Annotated in this window: 16 protein-coding genes; 11 read left to right on the top strand and 5 right to left on the bottom strand. The window is 54.0% G+C overall.

From position 1 onward, the window contains the following. Nucleotides 1-10: 10 nt before the first annotated feature. The 3 genes from ABD796_RS17755 to ABD796_RS17745 form a co-directional block, all read right to left on the bottom strand. Nucleotides 11-1,762, bottom strand: a complete 1,752-nt coding sequence (locus ABD796_RS17755) for a sulfatase family protein (protein WP_344909947.1) — start codon at nt 1,760-1,762, stop codon at nt 11-13. A gap of 107 nt (nt 1,763-1,869) precedes the next feature. Next, nucleotides 1,870-2,760: a DMT family transporter gene (locus ABD796_RS17750; protein WP_344909945.1), complete on the bottom strand. Its 891-nt coding sequence runs from the start codon at nt 2,758-2,760 to the stop codon at nt 1,870-1,872. 104 nt (nt 2,761-2,864) lie between these two features. Next, nucleotides 2,865-3,578 carry a helix-turn-helix transcriptional regulator gene (locus tag ABD796_RS17745; RefSeq protein ID WP_344909943.1) on the bottom strand — a complete coding sequence of 238 codons (714 nt, stop codon included), beginning with the start codon at nt 3,576-3,578 and terminating at the stop codon, nt 2,865-2,867. A 74-nt stretch (nt 3,579-3,652) separates the two neighbouring features. On the opposite strand from ABD796_RS17745, the gene ABD796_RS17740 reads away from it, so the two are divergent. The 4 genes from ABD796_RS17740 to ABD796_RS17725 all read left to right on the top strand — a co-directional run bounded on the left by ABD796_RS17740 (nt 3,653) and on the right by ABD796_RS17725 (nt 6,408). After that, entirely contained in the window at nt 3,653-4,276 is a 624-nt protein-coding gene (locus tag ABD796_RS17740; RefSeq protein ID WP_344909941.1) for a LysE family translocator, read from the top strand. A 207-nt stretch (nt 4,277-4,483) separates the two neighbouring features. Next, complete coding sequence (locus ABD796_RS17735; protein ID WP_344909939.1) at nt 4,484-4,978, top strand: MarR family transcriptional regulator; 495 nt, start codon at nt 4,484-4,486, stop codon at nt 4,976-4,978. A 334-nt stretch (nt 4,979-5,312) separates the two neighbouring features. After that, entirely contained in the window at nt 5,313-5,777 is a 465-nt protein-coding gene (locus tag ABD796_RS17730; protein WP_344910307.1) for a FixH family protein, read from the top strand. A 46-nt stretch (nt 5,778-5,823) separates the two neighbouring features. Beyond that, nucleotides 5,824-6,408, top strand: coding sequence for an SCO family protein (locus ABD796_RS17725; RefSeq protein WP_344909937.1), 585 nt, complete (start codon nt 5,824-5,826; stop codon nt 6,406-6,408). Between the two features lie 92 nt (nt 6,409-6,500). On the opposite strand, the gene ABD796_RS17720 is transcribed toward ABD796_RS17725, so the two are convergent. Further along, nucleotides 6,501-9,785 (bottom strand): S-layer homology domain-containing protein, encoded by a 3,285-nt coding sequence (locus ABD796_RS17720; protein ID WP_344909935.1) that lies wholly within the window; start codon nt 9,783-9,785, stop codon nt 6,501-6,503. A 121-nt stretch (nt 9,786-9,906) separates the two neighbouring features. On the opposite strand from ABD796_RS17720, the gene ABD796_RS17715 reads away from it, so the two are divergent. The 3 genes from ABD796_RS17715 to ABD796_RS17705 all read left to right on the top strand — a co-directional run bounded on the left by ABD796_RS17715 (nt 9,907) and on the right by ABD796_RS17705 (nt 11,809). Next, nucleotides 9,907-10,260: a hypothetical protein gene (locus ABD796_RS17715; RefSeq protein ID WP_344909933.1), complete on the top strand. Its 354-nt coding sequence runs from the start codon at nt 9,907-9,909 to the stop codon at nt 10,258-10,260. 133 nt (nt 10,261-10,393) lie between these two features. Beyond that, on the top strand, nt 10,394-10,975 hold the full coding sequence (locus tag ABD796_RS17710; protein WP_344909931.1) for a TetR/AcrR family transcriptional regulator: 582 nt from the start codon (nt 10,394-10,396) through the stop codon (nt 10,973-10,975). 60 nt (nt 10,976-11,035) lie between these two features. Further along, nucleotides 11,036-11,809 carry an SDR family NAD(P)-dependent oxidoreductase gene (locus ABD796_RS17705; protein ID WP_344909929.1) on the top strand — a complete coding sequence of 258 codons (774 nt, stop codon included), beginning with the start codon at nt 11,036-11,038 and terminating at the stop codon, nt 11,807-11,809. A 217-nt stretch (nt 11,810-12,026) separates the two neighbouring features. Here the strand turns inward: ABD796_RS17705 and ABD796_RS17700 are convergent, their stop codons facing one another. Then, nucleotides 12,027-12,965 (bottom strand): ATP-dependent DNA ligase, encoded by a 939-nt coding sequence (locus ABD796_RS17700; RefSeq protein WP_344909927.1) that lies wholly within the window; start codon nt 12,963-12,965, stop codon nt 12,027-12,029. Nucleotides 12,966-13,098: 133 nt separating this feature from the next. On the opposite strand from ABD796_RS17700, the gene ABD796_RS17695 reads away from it, so the two are divergent. The 4 genes from ABD796_RS17695 (at nt 13,099) to ABD796_RS17680 (ending at nt 18,294) form a co-directional block, all read left to right on the top strand. Further along, nucleotides 13,099-13,557, top strand: a complete 459-nt coding sequence (locus ABD796_RS17695) for a hypothetical protein (protein WP_344909925.1) — start codon at nt 13,099-13,101, stop codon at nt 13,555-13,557. Between the two features lie 305 nt (nt 13,558-13,862). Next, entirely contained in the window at nt 13,863-16,193 is a 2,331-nt protein-coding gene (locus tag ABD796_RS17690; protein ID WP_344909923.1) for a cache domain-containing protein, read from the top strand. A 341-nt stretch (nt 16,194-16,534) separates the two neighbouring features. Then, nucleotides 16,535-17,395, top strand: coding sequence for an ABC transporter permease (locus ABD796_RS17685; RefSeq protein ID WP_344910305.1), 861 nt, complete (start codon nt 16,535-16,537; stop codon nt 17,393-17,395). Between the two features lie 2 nt (nt 17,396-17,397). Continuing rightward, complete coding sequence (locus ABD796_RS17680) at nt 17,398-18,294, top strand: carbohydrate ABC transporter permease (RefSeq protein WP_344909921.1); 897 nt, start codon at nt 17,398-17,400, stop codon at nt 18,292-18,294. The last annotated feature ends 61 nt before the right edge of the window (nt 18,295-18,355 follow it).

Below are 18,355 nucleotides of genomic sequence, written 5' to 3'. Positions count from 1 at the left end.
GCTACGCGAGTTAGATCATTCCTTGCCTGGCGGGAGTCAGACGCTTTTCGCTGCGCTGCTGCTCCATCAGCTGCATCATCCAGGCCTGCACGCTTGCCGTATACGGGGTGGCATAGGCAGGATGGGCAAGGTTGCACGTCTCCAAAGGATCGTCGGTTAGATCATAGAGTTCATATTCGTCGAAGTCCGGTGTCGTCTTGACCTGAGTCGCCCAGCAAATGTTTTGTCCGTTAGCCCGATCGGCGATAGGACGGCCGGTTTCGTCTTTGACTCCGGGGATGCTCCAAAACTGGGGGTTATCGAAATAACGGGAAAATTTCCACAGCTCTTTTTTGCCGTTTCGATACAAGGGAGCGATGACCGTCTCGATGTGATTCGGTTGAATGACGGACGGATACGGCTCACCCAACGGATTTACTTGATGCTGGCCCCGGGTTACATCGTCGTCGGTCATGAAGTAAATCGGCTCCTCCGCCGCCGCAGGTAAGCTCGACTCCCCTAGAAACGGCGCCAGATTGCGGCCGACCAAAGGACGAGCTTCGCTGAACCGGCTCTGAAGCCGGCGCCGTATCTCGGGGGTGTCCGCACGGGCCAGTCCCAGCAGAGTCGGAAGCACGTCTACATGGCTTGTAAGCGAGTGGAAATGCTCATGCCGAGAATATAGCTTCGGGTTATGGATAACAAAGGGAACGTGCAGCATCTCCTCGTAGGCGCAATAAAATTTTTGGCGCAAACGGCCATGGGAGCCCAGCAAATCTCCGTGATCGGATGTAAAAATAACGATCGTATTCTCGTAAAACGAGGAACGGGTAAGAGCTTGAAACACTTTGTACATTTGACGGTCGGCGTTTTTTTGCAGTTGGTAATATAGCTTGCGGTAAAACGGCTCGTCGACGATGGGCTGCAGCGCCTTCGGGTATATATCCCGATAGCTGGCTTGGCAGCGGGGCTTCGTAAGCAAATTCTCATCGAGCGTCGGCGGAGGGGACACCTCCGGCATCGGGTCCACGTGAAACCGGAATACCGGCAGTTGAGCCGTCAAAGCGCCGTACAATACAATATCGTGGGGGTTGACGAACGAAGCGACAAGGAGCCAGGGCGAGCTCTTGTCGCTTTCGTTGTGTCGGCGGTCCAGCGCCTCGATCAGCTCGACGACTTCCTCCGCATAGACTTCATCCCGGCCGCTTAAACCGATCGCTGCCGAGGAGCCGGAGTTGCGCGGGTTTTTGCCGTGAGGCTCGGGACCGATCCAGCCGGAAAAGCCGAAATTTTCCAAGCGGTCGGCCCGATCGTACAATCCCTGCTTCCCATCGGGTACGCCTGTTACCGGATCAAAGCTGGAGAGTCCTTCATGCGTGCCCGGCACGATGATATCTTCATAGGAGACATGCCATTTTCCTTTGTAATACGTCTCGTATCCGGCTTCGCGCAAGTAATCGCCCATCGTAGGGACGGTGTTGCGATCCAGCCAAAACATATCGGAGTCGGACGCTTGCTTGGCGATTCCGTTCGTTTGGCTAACGCCGTGAAGCGACGGATATTGCCCGGTCATCAGCGTAGCCCGGCTGGGACAGCAAGCGACGCTGCCGATGTAATGCCTGTGGAATTCCAGTCCGTTCGCTCTCAATAGCTGCTGGGTCACTAAATGTTGTTCGCGCCACCGGCGAATGTCCGCATTCTCGTATACGGGAGGATATCGTTCTTCATCGACGAGAAATACGAGGAAATTCGGTTTTTCGAGGCTCCTGTTAATGAGGATCACATCCCGGGTATCATGTTTCTCCCAGAATATGCATTGACGTATCCGGATAGTCGCATAACGTGTATTCGAAGACGGCAAGCTGCCGATAACTCGCCCCGTGCGGCCCGTCAAGGCCGCTTCGATCGCTTGTCTGTGCGGCGAAAGGCAATATTGCCGGACAGCAGCAAGCCCGTAATAACGAATACGGTAGCCGCGAGATCAAACCGGGTAACCGCTTCGTCCAGAAAAAGCGCGGCCAGCATATAGCCGAAAATAGGCGTCATAAACAGCCAGTTGTTGGCTTTTACCGCATCCCGTCGGAGCAAATAAAACCAAAGCAGCATCGTGCCGATCGAAATCACGAATACGAGCCAGATCAGCGATCCCGCCAAATAGGAATCCAGCCGAAATACAAACGTTTCTTTCTCCAGCATAAAGGCAACCGGGATCGTAACGATGCCGCCGATCGACAGCTGCCAGGCATTGATCACGATACTCGGCAGCCCGATATTCGCCTTTTTGAAATAAACGCTTCCAATCGCCATGGATGCCATGCCCACGCCCAATACGATAAAACCGCCTATCGTCGCTTTGCCGCTCAAGATCGACGGCCATGTGGCTAGGAGCAGTCCGATCGCCGCAACGCCCATCCCCAACCACTCTCTGGCCGCAATGCGCCGTTTTAGCCAAACGTAAGACAGGCATGCAACCAGAAACGGATTCGTGGTTACAAACAGATTAAACAAGCCTGCCGATACATAATTCAATGCCCAGAAGGTCGCGCCCAAATAAAGCGTCGTATTCAAGACGCCCAACACGACGAGCGGTCCCCATTCGTTGGCCCGCGGCCATCGATAGGTTCTCTTGAACACATACGCATACGTCAGCAGCAAGCCTCCCGCCAGCAGGAAGCGGGAGGTCGCCAATGCCAGAGGGGTGGCCGAATGCAGGCCGAATTTCGTCGCGATTGCCGCAGACGACCATAAAAGTGTAAAAAACAAGCCCAGTACCGTTTCCATTTGCCGCTCCTTCAAAAAAGAAAATAAAAAATTCTTTTCTTAATTGTACCCGTTGCAGGTAGGCGGGTTTTTACCGAACGGCATATGTTTTTAACCGGATGTCGTCAGGACGGCATCCGGCGGTATTCGCTTGGCGTAACGTGCTCGTATTTTTGAAACAAACGCGTCAAGGAAGATTGATGCTCCAAACCGACTTGAATGGCGATGTGCAAAATGGAAAGGCTGGTCGTACGGAGCAATTCCTTCGCTTTGCGGAGACGCACTTCCTGGATATAGGCGGTGGGGGTTTTACCTGTCTGCTTCCAAAACCAGTCCGCGTAATAAGAACGGTTGTAGTGCTCCAGCGAGGCCAACTGTTGTACCGTCAACGGCTCCTGATAATGCTCGTGGATGTACCGGATCGATGCCGGCAGACGGTCCTGAAGCAGGCAATGCGAGATATAAGGAAACAGCTCTGTCAGAGCGGGGCCGTGCAAAGAAGGCCGGTCCATTTCATTCAGGATCAGATAGCGAATCCCTTTCCACTGCTTGTTTAATGAATAAGGAACTCCGTCGTTGGATAGTCCGTTCGAAGACATCATATGGCGCGGAATATCCAGAACGAGAAACTCGTTGCGCGCCGCGGAATAGTAGGTATGCTCGCATTCCGGAGGCACAAAAAACAACGTTTCCTGATCCATCCGCAAATCTTGCGCCCCGGTGCGGATAGAAAGTTCGCCCTGAAGTGGTATAATCAATTGGGCATGGGCGTGGGAATGCGTGCATGGAGCATCGGTATAGGTTCGTCGCTCGGCTATAAGTTGTGTGAATGTGTCCATCTCGCTTACTCCCTTATCGTTCTCTACCATCTATCATAGCAAACGTCAAATCTTTCGTACAGGAGCTGAGACAAGTGGATTTTATCGCCATCGCCTCTTTTCTGGGAGTGGCCGTTCTGTTGACGGTCATGCCGGGCCCGGACAATTTGTTCGTACTGGCGCAGAGCATCTCGCAAGGCAGGAAAGCCGGGATCGTCACGACATTGGGGTTGTGCACGGGGTTAATCGTGCATGTGGCTGCCGCCGCGCTCGGGATTTCCGCAATCGTGTATCAATCTGCCGTCGCTTTTGAAATCGTAAAATATGCCGGAGCGGCCTACTTGTTGTTTTTGGCGTGGAAATCGTTTCGGGACAAGGAGTCCGGACTAGTCTTGAACGGCCAGCAGCCGCTGCAGGTTCGCGCTTTGTATAGAAAAGGCATCCTGATGAACGTTTTGAACCCGAAGGTATCGTTGTTTTTCCTGGCATTATTGCCTCAGTTTGTCGATCACGCCGCCGGCCGCGTGCCCGTTCAGATGCTTGTCCTCGGGATGGTGTTTATCGTCCAGGCTATGGTCATTTTTGCGGCCATCAGTTATTTTTCGGAAAAAGTGCGCGGTCTGTTGACCAAAAGCCCGGCGATCTCCAGAAGGCTGAATTACATTCAAGGCACGCTGCTCGCGGCGATCGGACTCAAAATCGCCTTGAGCGAAAAGTAAGGCCAGGGGCGCAGATGATGCCGCCCGCGTCATGCGTCGATGTCCGGAGGCAGCTTCTCCAAGGTAGCCCGTCTCGCGGAGCCGCTGCCGGTTCGGAATCAGGAAGAGCTCGGGCTGTGGCTGGCATCGACGTATGTAACTCGGAATCGGAAGAGGTTTGTGCTAAAATGGTTTCAAGATTCTTGAAAGATAAACAAGGGGTATGAAATGACTAATTCCGTTGACATGCTTCGGCGGCTCGTTCAAGCGCAGGTTGTCCATTTTGCGCATCTGAGCGAACAAACGTTCGAGATGGAGCGGGACCAGTTTACCCGGCTAGCGCAAGAGCTGGGGCTGTCGACCGTTCCGAAAAATTTGACCAGCGTGCACGTCGTGGACTGTATCGGCCGCTATGAACCGATTAACAATACGACCATTGCGGAGAAACTGAGCTTGTCGAAGGCGAGCATTACCAAAATCAGCGCCAAGCTGCTGGAGGACGGATACATCAAGCGGAGCCAGTTGAACGATAACCGGAAGGAAGTATTTTTCAGCTTGGCGGCCAAAGGCAAGCGCGTGTTCGAACTGCACGAAAAGCTGCACGAGCGGGAGAAACAGCGGTTGTTGCAGCTTATGGGCAGCTTCTCGGAGACGGAGCTGAGCGCTATTCTAAGGTTTCTGCAAACGTTGTCCGATCACTACGGCGGCAGAGCGCCGGAATGAGGAAATGCATTTTGCCGACAGACGGTTTATGAATGGATGAGCAATGACGAGGCGGTTTTGCGCGGCGGCGCAGAGTCGTCTTTTTTCTGTTCGTTGCACCCGTTACGGCTTCCGCGATCCCCTTGTTTTTCCCCATCGTTCATCAATCGGTAACATCTCTAGCACTTAGTAGTCATCCGTCTGCCCCGACCGTATTGCTACAATCAAATAGCCTCCGGCAAAGCGGGACGCTGCAACACAATTGTCTGCTGATGTAAGCGTCATATCGCTTTAACGCTTTAGAGGCGGGAGATGGTTCAATGACATTTAGAAAGGACGTGCCGAGTTGAAGAAGATGCAAAGGGGCGCGGCGGCGCTCGTGCTGCTGGCGGCTGTCGGTATAGCCGCTTTGGGGGGATGCGCTTCCGCTCCTTCCGGCGCTGTAGACGGCGACGGGGTGGCGGAAATTATCCAGGTGATGATCCGGACGGTTCCCGAGACGCTGACGTCGGGAAAGCCGGTTAAGGTCGAAGCGCGAATTACGCAGGCGGGGGAAGCGGTCGACGATGCCAAAAAGGTCGATTTCGAATTGTGGAAACGCGGGGAGACGAAGCACCGGACGATCGCGGGCAAGCATCAAGGCGACGGCGTATACGCCGTGGAGACGACGTTCCCCTCCGACGGCATCTACTACGTCGTCGCGCACGCCAACGGTTGGAATATGCACAGCATGCCGCGCCGTCAACTGGTCGTAGGGCAAGTATCGGCGGAAGACATCGCCAAGGCGGAAGCCGACCCCGACAAGAGCACGTACCATTGAGCGCGCCAAGCCACGCGGCTGACAGGCACAGAAAGGATGAATGGCAATGAAGTATAGACGAAGATGGATGGCCGCAGCGCTGCTGCTGGCATGCGCGCTTGGACTTGTCGCATGCGGCGGAGGCGGCAAACCGAGCCAATTGAATTACACGGTGGAGCCGTTCCGGTTTACCGATCAGACCGGACAGCCCTATGCGCTCGATGATTTGAAGGGGAAAGTGTGGGTGGCCGATTTCATCTTCACGCATTGCACGACGGTGTGTCCGACGTTGACGGCCAATATGGCCAAGCTGCAGAGCGAGCTGAAACAAGCCGGCGTTCAAGCCCAGCTCGTATCGTTTTCCGTCGATCCGGAGAATGACACGCCGGACGCCTTGAAGACGTATATCGGCAAGTTTACCGAGGATTGGTCGAACTGGCGCGGCTTGACGGGCTATTCGTTCCCGGAAATCCAAAGCTTTTCGCGCAGCAGCTTCAAAGCCGCGGTCCAAAAGGATGGCGAATCCGATCAGGTCATTCACGGCACCTCGTTTTATTTGATCGACCAAACGGGTACGGTTGTCTCGCGCTACGACGGGCAGGAGACGCCGTATAAGCAGATGGTCAAGGACATTCGGGCTTTGTCACGCTGAGGCGCGCCCGAAAACAACGCCTTCGCGAACAAAACGCCCGACCGCCCCAAGAGGAGGCGATCCGGCGTTCTTTCTTCAGATTACGGCTTTTTTCAGATCAATCCGGATTTTTGCAGCAGACGCTGGATAAGCGTCGCCACTTCGGCGCGGGTGACGGAAGCTTTTGGCGACAGCATACCGTTGTCGCGTCCGGACACGAGTCCCGCCTTCACCGCACCGGCGATGCCGTCTTTCGCCCAATCGGCGGAAGACGCGCCGTCGGCGAATGCCGCGAGCGTCGAAGCCGGGTTGACTGGGCCGATCTTGTCGGCGAGGCCGGTACGCTTCATCGCCTTGGCGACGATCGTCATCGCTTGTTCCCGCGTAATGGCGTCGTTCGGGCGGAAGGTGCCGTCTTCGAATCCGGCGACCAAGCCGTTGGCCGCTGCTGCTTGCACGGCTCCGGCGTACCACGCGTCGGCGGCTACGTCCGAGAACGAAGCGGACTTCTTGTCGAGCTTCAAGCCGAGACCGCGTACGACGATGGCCGCGAATTCGGCGCGCGTGATGTTCGCATCGGGACGGAACGACGCGTCGCTCACGCCGTTGACCACCATACGCGAGCCCATATCGTTCACGGCTTCCTTGGACCAATGCTTCTCGACGTCGGCAAAGGCTAGCGGGTGCCAGACAACCGAGTAGGAGCTGTTGGTCAAGCTGTTGATGACGGCGAAGGAACTGCCGTCCTTGTTGACGACCTTTGTCGGCACATGCCGAACGGTGCCGTCCGGATCGATAACGACCCCGGTTGTAATTTTGTTCGGGTCGACTTGCTGCGGAAGAGCGATTGTGCGCTCGACATAGGCGCTGAAGTCGTTAAGTTCCACCGTTTTGCCCTGGAGCTCGACCGTAACGACGAAGTCTAGGGACGGCGCCATTACGGTAAAGCCGGATTTGTCCGCCGCTTCTTGGATGACGCTGTTCATTGCAGCGGGCGTCTCGGCGATCGCAATCCGTACTTTAATATCTTCGAGCTTTACAGAGTCGCCGAGCTTGGCCAATACCGAGCCGATGTCGATTTGCGAAGCCGGCAACGAGTAGGAGCCTTTGGGCGTTTGCAGCACGAGCGTCGCATCCGCCGTTTCCATATTTTTAACCGTAAGCCCGCTCAGTTCTCCGACGATAACGTTGGAGGTCGACTGAACCGGAATCGTGACGACCGCATGCTTGCCTTCCGCATCCAGCTTCGCTTGCAGCTTGTTCGGATCGATCAGCACCGAAGTCGTCCGGACGCCGTTCGATTCCGTTGTCGTCGCCTTGCCCGCGCTTTCCGCTTTACCGTTGACGAGAACGTCTACATTCTCTTCACGCGGCTGCGACGGAACGTTTGGTCCGGAAGGAGAGGAGGAGCCGCCTCCCGGTCCGCCGACGGTATTGTCGTCCGATACAGGCTCGTCTGCCACTTTCGCGACCGTAAAGCCGAATTTGATCGCTTTGCCGTTCGCATCAACGTCGGCTACGCCGATTTTATCGCCGTTTGCCGCTCGCAGCAGGCCGTTTGCCGGCAGAGCGGCATATCCGGTCAATGCGTCGCCGACATAAGGCACCGTTACGCTGCCCGAGCCGAAATTAAAGAACAGGCGTTGAAGCCCCTCTCCGACGGGCTCGGCTACGGCAATCGTCGTATTTCCGTCAAAGCCCGTTCCGCTCGGATCGCTCGAAGTAACAGTCAATCCCGAAGCGGGCAAAGGCGACACAGTCACGGTAACCTGAGCTTGCTTTTCCCTGTAAGTCGCAGTAATGACTGTTTGCCCCCGCTCGAGAGCCGTAACCAGCCCTTGCGGAGTTACGTCTGCGACAGCCGGATTATCCGACGAGTAGGTAACGCCCGCCGAAAGAGGAACGATGCTGCGATCCGAATAGACCGCGTTCGCGACCGTCTGATGCGTTTGTCCGACTACAAGCGTGTAGGCATCGATGTCCAGCGTAATACCCGTCAAATAAACCGGCGGCTGGAAGTAGGCCGTATAGACGATAGGGCCGGTAGGAGACGTATCGGCCACCTGCTGCGAAGTCAGCAGCGTCGTTCCTCCGTCGCTGCTCCAGCCGAGGAACACGTAACCCGAGTCTGGCGTCGCTGTCGGAACGGATGTCGGTTTGCTGCCGACGTAGACGTTCTCGCTGGCAACGCCTTGAATCGTACCGCCCTGACCGGCTGCGTAGGATACGGTATACGACGGCAGCGGGAGCCACACGGCGTACAGGGTCGCATTGCCCGTCAGGGGCAGCGCACTACCCGGCGAGTAAGGCGTGCCGAGGCCGATGGGCGATGTGTTCCAACCGGCGAACGTATAGCCGGTTCGGGTCAGACTGCCCGAATTGTCGGCTACGATAGCGGATTGGCCCGGATCGTACTGCGTGGAATCGACCGGAACGGTTCCGCCCGTACTTCCATTTCCGACGTAAGTCACCGTACCGATCGGCTTCCAAATCGCGAATAGCTTCAGACTTTGCGTCAAGGTGACGGAGTCGCCCGGCGCGTAAGTCGTCCCGGTTACATTGGCCGCGGTATTCCAGCCGCCGAATTTGAAGCCGGTCTTAACCAGCTCGCCGGTGTTGCCCAAGACGGTGACCGTCTCCCCGACATTGTGCAGAGAAACATGAGACGGCAGGGTGCCGTCTGTGCTGTCGTTGCCGTCGTAATGAAGACCTGCCTTCAATTGAAGGATATTTTTGGTAAACATGCTGTTGTTCAGAGCAAAGACCGCACCGCGGCTGTCGACCGCAATGTCCATAAGCGGCGTATTTTCCAACGAGGCTATTTGCACCCAGTCGGACGAGCCGGACTTCAATTGGAACACTTTACCGTCCGTTACTTGGGTGGCATACAAATTGTCGTACGAATCGACGGTTAAGAAGTATGGCACACCCATGGTGTTTGAAGTAAAAGGGATCTCGCTCCAAGTAGTTGCGCCCGGCGTAAGTTGTACAATCTTGCCTGAACTTCCAACGTGACTAACGTCGGTAACGTACACATTATTGTTGCTGTCTATGGCAATATCGAGCGGCCTTTGGAACGTATAATTATACGAGATATCTACCCAATTGTGGCCGGGGTCCAGGGCCTCCAACTTGTAAATCTTTCCGCTGCCGTTCTGAAAGGGGGCATCGGCCACGTATACGTTACCGGAACTGTCCACCCCGATACCGAACGGATTGAGGAATGTCTTGCCGTATGTAATATCGGACCATACGTTCGTGCCGTGAGTCAGCTTGCGTATTTTGTTGTTTGGGGTCAACGAATTGTTGGCGGTTTCAGTAACGTATACATTCTCATTGTGATCCACGGCGATTCCGTAAGGCGAAAGCGTAAAAGCGCCGTACGTAATATCCGTCACAGTTGCGCTGTCGGAAATTCGTAATACTTTTCCGTTCGAGAGTGTCCTGGTGGTTACATAAAGTCCCGAGGGCGCTGCAGTTATGAAGAGTGGGGAGTCGGAAATCGACGGGGCCGTGTAGTTGGCCCAAGTGCCGGGACCCGTAAAATCGGGCGGCGGGGCCGGTCTTGCCCAAGCCTGGTTTTCTGCCGAAGGCAATGCCAGGGACAGGACGACCAGGAAAAGGCTCAGAAGTAAAGCCAGTTTGGAGATTCTGGCTTTTGGAGAGGTGAATAAGGACATAACGGGTGCTCCTCTTCGCTCGTTTATTCATGTTCGCGACGATATAGGTATTGCGAATCATGACATTGTAAGCATAACAGCAGCTATCGCGTTACATCCAAACAATTTATTCCATTTGATTGAGACAAAAGAACTAATTTCGCGCGTACGAAATTTCATTATTCGACAAAGTGTTTATCAAATAACGCAATAGGCTTACGGGAGCGCAGCTCTGAAGGAACCGGTTATTCCAGAACAACGCTTATGAGAACGATTGATACAAAATAATTATTTACCGACCGTTCTCGATATGGTAAGATTCAAATGGAACAAGGAGGTGAACCCGATTGGCCAGAACCAAGGAGTTCGACGAGGATGCGGTGCTGCTTAAAGCGATGCGCTTGTTTTGGGAGCAGGGCTATGAGAAGACATCGATGGCTGACCTGGTTTCTCATATGGGCGTTCACAAAAGGAGCCTGTACGACACCTTCGGAGACAAGCATTCCTTGTATATGAAGACCTTGAAGCGATACGGCGACATTATCCAGCAATGGACGGCGCGCATCGTGAAAAACAGCGGTTCGGCCGAAGACGCAATCCGCAAGCTGCTGCAGATGACGATCAAGCGGGAAGACGGGACGCCCAGAGGCTGCCTGATGATCAACACCGCGGTGGAGCTCGCCCTGCACGACGAGGAATTCCAAGCTTGGGTCAAGGAAGGCTTGAACGGCTTCGAAGAGCTACTGCGCGGCATCATTACCGAAGGGCAGCGCTCGGGCGAGTTGGACGCGTCGCTTGATGCGGACATGCTGTCGGCTTACTTGAACAATGCGTTCACTGGGCTGCGGGTGTTGGGCAAAACAACGGACGATAACGAAAAATTAAACCAAATTATCGAAACCACGTTATCCGTTTTGAAGCATCGTTAAATTTTTTTGCTATTTTGAGAACGATCGTTCTCGATAACTAAACAAAAAGGAGCGATTTACATGGGAAAGCTTGACGGGAAAGTGGCTTTGATTACAGGGGGAAACAGCGGCATTGGTTTTGCCGCGGCTAAGCTGTTTGCGGCGGAAGGGGCCAAGGTCGTCATCACCGGACGGAATTCGGCGACGTTACAGACGGCGGCGGAGGAGCTGGGCGCGAACGGCTTGGCCGTTCAAGCGGATGCGACCGACCCTGCAAGTGCGGATAAAGCGGTGGCCGCAGCGGTGGAGGCGTTTGACGGTTTGGATATCGTCTTTGCCAATGCGGGCATTGTCGCTCCCACGCCGGTCGGCGGGACGGAGCTTGCCATCTTCGAGGAAGTGCTCAAGGTGAACGTGACCGGCCCTTTCTTCACCGTTCAGGCCGCTCTGCCGCATCTTCGAGCCGGCGCTTCGGTCATTCTGGTCGGTTCGGTGCTGGCGAATGCGGGCAGTCCCGGACGCTCCGCCTATTCGGCCAGCAAGGGGGCAGTCAGCAGCATGGCGAAAGTGCTCGCGGCCGAATTGTCGCCGCGCGGCATCCGCGTGAACACGGTTGTGCCGGGCGCGACGCGAACGCCGATCTGGGGTCAGACGACGGCGGAAGGGATGGCGCAGCTGGAGTCCGTTCTGGGCCGCTCGATTCCGCTTAACCGGCTGGGCGAGCCGGAGGAAGTAGCGAAAGCCGCTTTATTCCTGGCCTCCGACGATTCGTCCTTTATCCAGGGGGCGGAAATCAGCGTCGATGGGGGTGCGGGCGGTTCACCGTTGGGAGCGCCGATTTACCGTCAGTCTTGACCTGACGGGTTTCCGTCGAATCTATGGCTGAGCACGGCAACCGCGATGAATTGGGCAAAAGATTCCGGGAAGTCGAGATATGGGGGCAGGTTTCGCTACTGGCGAAATAAAGGCATCCCGATCAAGCACGCGTTGAAAGCCTAACAAGCTGACGTCGATCGGATTCGACGTTAGCTTGTTGCAGGCTTTTTTTAGTTAGTTGGCAAATGTCCGTCGCTTATTCAAACACGCAGCTTTCCGGAGGGACGCTCACAAAGGCTTGAATGCTGGGCTGGCGCAGCGTTCTCCCTTCATGAACCCGCCATTCGGTAAACTGGATTTTGGCGGTTAATACCGGCTTGACCCAATAGGCGCCGCGCATATCCGGATGTCGATGGGCGAACGGACAAACCGGCGTTTCAATCGTTCGGACTACGGACGTTAGAGTCCTCCAGTCGTTTCCGGTGAGCTTTCCTGTCCCGACCTTGCCTATAAAAAGGAGTCCTCCGTTATGGTACAAGCCTGCCAGCACCGCATTGACCACGCCGCCGTCCCCAACGGTAAATCCGCCGATTACCGCCACGATATCGCCGTAATTTTTGATCTTGACCCAGCGTTTATCTTTGCCTTCGATGGCATAAGCGCTGGAACCATCCTTGGCGACGATGCCCTCCATTCCTTGTTGTTGAATGGCTTTAAATAACGCTGCCCCATCCGTATGCGATTCGACCAGCTGCGCATGACGGTTTGGAGTGACGATCTCAGCCAAGTGCCGCTGCCTTTCCTCCAAAGGGCATTCCGTCAGCCATTGTCCGTTCAGATAAAGGATATCAAAAATCATATAAGAAATGGCAACCTGCCGACGGGCTTGAGGCACCCGCTCCAGTCGGCGAATGCCGTCACGCCGCATTACCTCGTGGAAAGAAGGTTTTCCATCTGCGGCAAGAGCGATCACTTCGCCGTCCAAAATAAACGAATCTGCGGCTACCCATGCCGGGTTCAGCAACTCAGGGAATTGATGCGTCCGCTCATGCTTTTTGCGGTTGAACAACCGGGTCGACGTTCCATCCCGATACGTCAGGATGCGGACGCCGTCCCATTTCACCTGAAACAGCCAACGGCTGTCCAGAGGGACGCTTTCGGACAGGACGGGTTCAAAAGGAATAATAGGGTTCATGGTTACACTCTGTCCAATTTTTAATCGCCTTATGAATAGGATGCGCTTTTTTTCCAAAGCGAACGCGAGTCCTTTATACTGGAAGTAAACAATGAAACATCTCGAATTCAAGTAAACAAGGGAGGCATGGGATGTGAACAAGCGCTTGATGGCTGTCGTATTGGTTTTGGTTACCTTTCTGACAGGCTGTGGGCAGAACCGCACGGAAATCGATTTAACAACGTGGGACGAGAAGAAAGTCTTCGCCTTTTTAAAAGAAGTTCATCAATACGTGAAAACTATACCGCTGGAAACGACCTCGAGGGACCAAATTGTGAAAAAGTACGAAACGTATTTCTCGCCCGAGTTGAGCCGGAAGATTTTCGACTCGCTCTACGACAAAACGGGGAATGTGTGGAAAGTGCCGGATGGGGACGCGGGATATATATTCGTCGTGCTTGGCGGCGAGCAGGATGGCGGGAAAGTGAAGGTGGAATTCGACAAAGATCATATTGTCATTAGAGAAACCTATGAAATGGGCATGTATTCCGCCGTACAGTATACGATCCGGTATACGGATAAACCGGTCATTACCGATTGGAAACAAGAGTAGCAGCGCTAAGGGCTGCGTACTAAGCTCTTCCTGACAATTCGATCCGGATCCGCATGATCGAATAAACCTAATGAAGCCCTGGCCGATTGCGGACCGGGGCTTGCGGCATTGGGCCTATGTAGGGGAATCAGTCGATCCGTCAGAAGCGCGAACAAGAGTTGAAACCGAACGCGGATTATCGTTGCAATACAACTCTATCTTCTCTATTATTGGAAGCAGTTACATTCATTGTGATGGTCAAACAGGGGGGAGGCCAAGCTCGCGATAGCCGGCCTTCCTGCGCGCTACGCTCGGGGGGGCTAATTATGAAATTTGGCATCACGGGAAGGATCATGCTCCTTTACGGCGGGGTTCTTCTGCTTGTTATATCCTTGACATTCCTTTTTTCTTATATGGGGACCGTTGGCAGACTTGAACAGCAATTGAACAATACCAATATGGCTCTGCTGAAACAGATCGATCAGAAGATCGAGACGTCCTTCCGGCAAACGGAAACTAATTTGCTGCAATTAACGAACGAGCTGGAATTCGTTTACTTCATGAATGATAGTTACAAGGACGATGCTCAGAAGTATGCCAATTTTTTTGCCATTAACAACAAGCTGACCCAGTTTCTCAATAACAACGTCCAATTCTCGTCCGTATTTGTATACTCGGATGTAAGCGGAGACATTTATACGGATAAAGTGTTTACGAACAAGAGCCGTTCCGAAAATAGTTGGATCGCCCAATATCTGAATATGCCGGATTATTTTCAATGGCTGTCGACCCATCGGATATGGGACGGTTATGTCAACCGGGATGTGGTCACCCTGCTTCGCTCCTATCCTGCCTTAAGCGCTCCCGGCTACAGAAAAGGTTTGGTGGCGGCCAATATCGATGTGGATGTGCTGTACCGCATGATTCATGATATTTACGATGAGGAATTCAAAGGCCATACCTTTATTCTCGATACAAACGGGGAAGTGATCGCCCATGACGACAATAGCAAGCTTTACGGCAAGCTGACGGAGCTTCCCTATATTCAACAAGTGCTGGCAGGCAAGGACAGCGGCTTCTTCAGCTCCGATATTGATGGTGTCAAGCAGACCGTATCCTATAAGCTTTCGGCTTACACGGGCTGGAAAATCGTCAATATCGTCCCGAAGAGCCATATGTACAGGCCGCTGACGGTTACGCGGAACTTGCTCGCGATTTTTGCGGCAGTCATGTTCGTGTTAGCGTTTGTTGTCATTTTCTTTATTAACAAACGTACGTTTACCCCTATTGACCGGATGATCGGCAAGCTTTCCCGCGCTTACAAGCCGACTCCACCGCATGGGGATCATGCACCGGCGCTGGAGGCGCAAGGAGTTTCGTATCTTGAGCGTATATTCGATCAAATGTTCGTAGAACGTGAGAACTTGGAGAAACAAGTTCGCGACTCCAAACCAATGTTGAAATGGCGCATTGTTATGGACATCCTCGGCGGTTACAGGACCGATTATGTTCTGGCTGCGCCGCATCTGGACTTTTCGGGAGTACGTCTGCATCCGGAAAGGTATGTGGTTTGCACGGCGGAGATCGGCAAGGAGGGCGGTATCCGTCCGGAGGACCGGACGCTGTACACGTATGCGCTGTGCAACGTGGCGGAGGAAGTGATCAACCAGGAGAACATGGGGGCGGCAATTGACTTGGGAGGAGGCCGCGTCGTGATCGTGTTCAGTTTCGCGGCGGGAGACGAGGAGCAGAATCACTTTCGCGCGACGGCTTTGCTGGAACAAGTTCTCGATGTGATGGTTAAACAATTCGGCTTGACCGTTATTGCCGGTCTTGGACGCGGCTGCCGAGAACTGAAGGATATTCCGGTTTCGTATGCCGAATCGCAGCAGGCGCTTCAATACCGGATGATCACGGGTCATCATGCCGTCATTTCCATACTGGATGTCCAGCCTCCCGACAATCAGGATTATTATCGCATCGTACAGAGGATAGACCGAATTGTCGATTCGCTCAAGCAAGGGGATATCGGGAAAAGGATCGAGCAGCTGCGCGAAACGTTCGAGGAGACGGTGAAGAGCAACATGGCCCCCGAATTGATCCGCCAGTTCTCCTTTGAGCTGGTTATGCGCTCTACCCAAATGATGGAATCCATCGGGATCGATACGGAGCAGTCCTTCATCGAAATCGGAAATCTGCACGAACGAATCAACGGCTGTGAAAGCTGGAAGGAAATGGAGCGAATAGTCGATTCCGTGCTGAGTGGTTTGGCCGGGCGAATCGAGCTGAAGCGTAGCCAACGGGGGAAGAACGATAATATCGGCAAAATCCTTCAGTACATTGAGGAAAACTACCGGGACAGTGGGCTTTCCCTGGACCGTCTGGCTGAAGAGTTCGATCTGCATCCGACTTATATCAGCAAGCTCTTCAAGGAACAGGTGGAAGATAACTTTATCGACTATCTGATCAAGATTCGGATTGAAGCCGCCAAAGAGCTGCTGAAGGACAAAACGATCAAGATTAACGATATATCCGATTCGATCGGCTATACGTACAGCCGCAGCTTTACGCGGACCTTCAAAAAGTATACCGGACTTACGCCTACGGAATATCGGGACAATGCCGAGTCCGGCCGCGAACGCGAATCGGTCAACTAGCTCAGGCTTAGATCAGGAGAAAGCTAGGCTTCTTCCGCGTGGAGAAGCCTCTTTTTTGCGATGAAATCCTTCATTTCACAAAAAAATCACCATACTGCAAAAAAAGTGAGGCAGGGAAACCAAGAAAAGTGTCCTATGCCAGAAGGAGACTGTAGGCAATCGGGTTCGCGTCCGTTACCATTCAGTTATCAAGCGTGCGCTTGCAATATCGGGAAAGGATGAGAGGCATAGGCAACAACCGGCCGGCCCCCAAGGGAGCATTTTTGCAATCGGTCCCGACTGTCTCCAGGCCTCGCGGAAGCCTGTGGAGGCGAATAAAGCGGGACAAGTCTTTGTACGTTATGCTAATACCTGTTGTTTTGTTTTACCTGCTGTTCAAATATGCCCCGATGCTCGGGGAGGTTATCGCCTTCAAAAACTACCGTTTCGCGGCCGGCATATGGGCAAGCGAATGGGTGGGGCTGAAGCATTTCCGGATGCTGCTGGAAAGCGCGGATTTTTGGCGAGTGCTCGGCAACACGCTTTTGCTGAATCTGTATAGTCTCGTATTCGGCTTTCCGGTGCCGGTTGTATTGGCGCTTCTGTTGAACGAGGTCCGGGCGGAGGGGTACAAGCGGCTGGTGCAGAATCTTCTTTATATTCCTCATTTTATATCGTGGGTCGTATTGGGCGGGATTCTGATCGCCTTGCTGTCCCCGAGCTCCGGCGCGGTCAATTTGCTCCTGAAGCATGTATTCGGTCTGGAGCCGATTTATTTCATGGCACATTCCGGCTGGTGGCCGGTAGCGTACACCGTTTCTTCTATTTGGAGGGAAGCCGGATGGGGCACCATTCTTTACCTCGCCGCGATGTCGTCGATCGATTCTCAGCTCTATGAGGCGGCCAAGATGGACGGAGCGGGGAAAATGAGGCAGATATGGCATATTACGATGCCGGGCATTCGCAGCACGATCGCCATCCTGCTTATTCTGAGGATGGGCAGCATGATGGACGTAGGCCTGGAGCAGACGCTGGCACTGCAAAACGATTCCGTGCTCGATGTAGCCGATGTCATCAGCACATACGTATACCGTATCGGCTTGCAAAACATGAATTACAGCTACACGACGGCGCTAGGTCTGTTTCAGTCTCTGGTCGGTCTGGTTCTGGTCTTGGGGGTCAACTGGATCGTTCGCCTGCTTGGCGAAAGGGGGCTTTGGTGAGAATGAGGCCCGTATCACGGCGGGTATCCGTATGGGCGCTCTCCGCCAGTGCGTTGAATTATGTGTTTTTGGGCTTGCTGTCCATGATCACTCTGTACCCCTTCTGGTATGAGATCGCGGCTTCCTTCAGCAGCAGCCGAGCCATTGCCTCCGGCGAGGTGTTCCTTTGGCCGGTGGAATTCAATGCCGAAGCGTACAAGCGGCTGTTCGAGGACGGCCAGCTTTTCCGGGCCATGTTCAATACGGTGGCGGTGACGGCGGTCGGCACCGTGCTGAATATGATCATGACCATTCTGGCCGCGTATCCGTTGTCCCGCAAAAGGCTGTACGGGCGGGGGCCGCTGCTGATGTTCATTACCTTCACGATGATTTTCGTCTCCGGCCTAATTCCGAATTTTATATGGATCAAAGCGTTGGGACTGATGGACACTTATATGGCGCTCTGGCTGCCGGGGCTGATCGGCACGTATAACATGTTTGTGATGAAGAGCTTCATGGAGGGGCTTCCGGATGAAATCGAGGAGTCCGCTTCTATAGACGGGGCGGGCAACTGGCGGATTTTGCTGTTCATCATCACGCCTCTGTGCAAGCCGATCATTACGGCACTGTCTTTGTTTTATGCCGTCGGCTGGTGGAATTCCTATTTCAATGTCATGTTGTACATAACCGGCTCCAATCGGCAAACCTTGATGCTGAAGCTGTACCTGATGATCAAGCAGGTGGACCAAAGTCTGCTGAACAGCGGGGGAGGGAGCGAAGGCGCGTCGTCAGTGCTGCTGACTCCGGAGAGCATCAAGGCGGCTGCGGTCGTGATCGCGATTACGCCGATTTTGTGCGTATATCCTTTTTTGCAAAAGCATTTCGTCAAAGGGGTCTTGATCGGTTCGGTAAAGGGTTGATATCGCGGGGCCGGTCCGTCAGTCCCTTGATTAGAGGAAGAACGATGACCACAGGGGGATG

Source organism: Paenibacillus hodogayensis (genome assembly GCF_039536325.1).
Lineage (GTDB): Bacteria > Bacillota > Bacilli > Paenibacillales > NBRC-103111 > Paenibacillus_AB > Paenibacillus_AB hodogayensis.
Note: the sequence above shows the minus strand (reverse complement) of the source record. Positions and strands in the feature narration are given on the sequence as shown.

Coding starts and splice junctions, on each gene's coding strand:
- ABD796_RS17750 (WP_344909945.1), bottom strand. CDS start 2,760: ATGGAAACGGTACTGGGCTTGTTTTTTACACTTTTATGGTCGTCTGCG.
- ABD796_RS17745 (WP_344909943.1), bottom strand. CDS start 3,578: ATGGACACATTCACACAACTTATAGCCGAGCGACGAACCTATACCGAT.
- ABD796_RS17735 (WP_344909939.1), top strand. CDS start 4,484: ATGACTAATTCCGTTGACATGCTTCGGCGGCTCGTTCAAGCGCAGGTT.
- ABD796_RS17730 (WP_344910307.1), top strand. CDS start 5,313: ATGCAAAGGGGCGCGGCGGCGCTCGTGCTGCTGGCGGCTGTCGGTATA.
- ABD796_RS17725 (WP_344909937.1), top strand. CDS start 5,824: ATGAAGTATAGACGAAGATGGATGGCCGCAGCGCTGCTGCTGGCATGC.
- ABD796_RS17705 (WP_344909929.1), top strand. CDS start 11,036: ATGGGAAAGCTTGACGGGAAAGTGGCTTTGATTACAGGGGGAAACAGC.
- ABD796_RS17700 (WP_344909927.1), bottom strand. CDS start 12,965: ATGAACCCTATTATTCCTTTTGAACCCGTCCTGTCCGAAAGCGTCCCT.
- ABD796_RS17690 (WP_344909923.1), top strand. CDS start 13,863: ATGAAATTTGGCATCACGGGAAGGATCATGCTCCTTTACGGCGGGGTT.
- ABD796_RS17685 (WP_344910305.1), top strand. CDS start 16,535: ATGCTAATACCTGTTGTTTTGTTTTACCTGCTGTTCAAATATGCCCCG.
- ABD796_RS17680 (WP_344909921.1), top strand. CDS start 17,398: ATGAGGCCCGTATCACGGCGGGTATCCGTATGGGCGCTCTCCGCCAGT.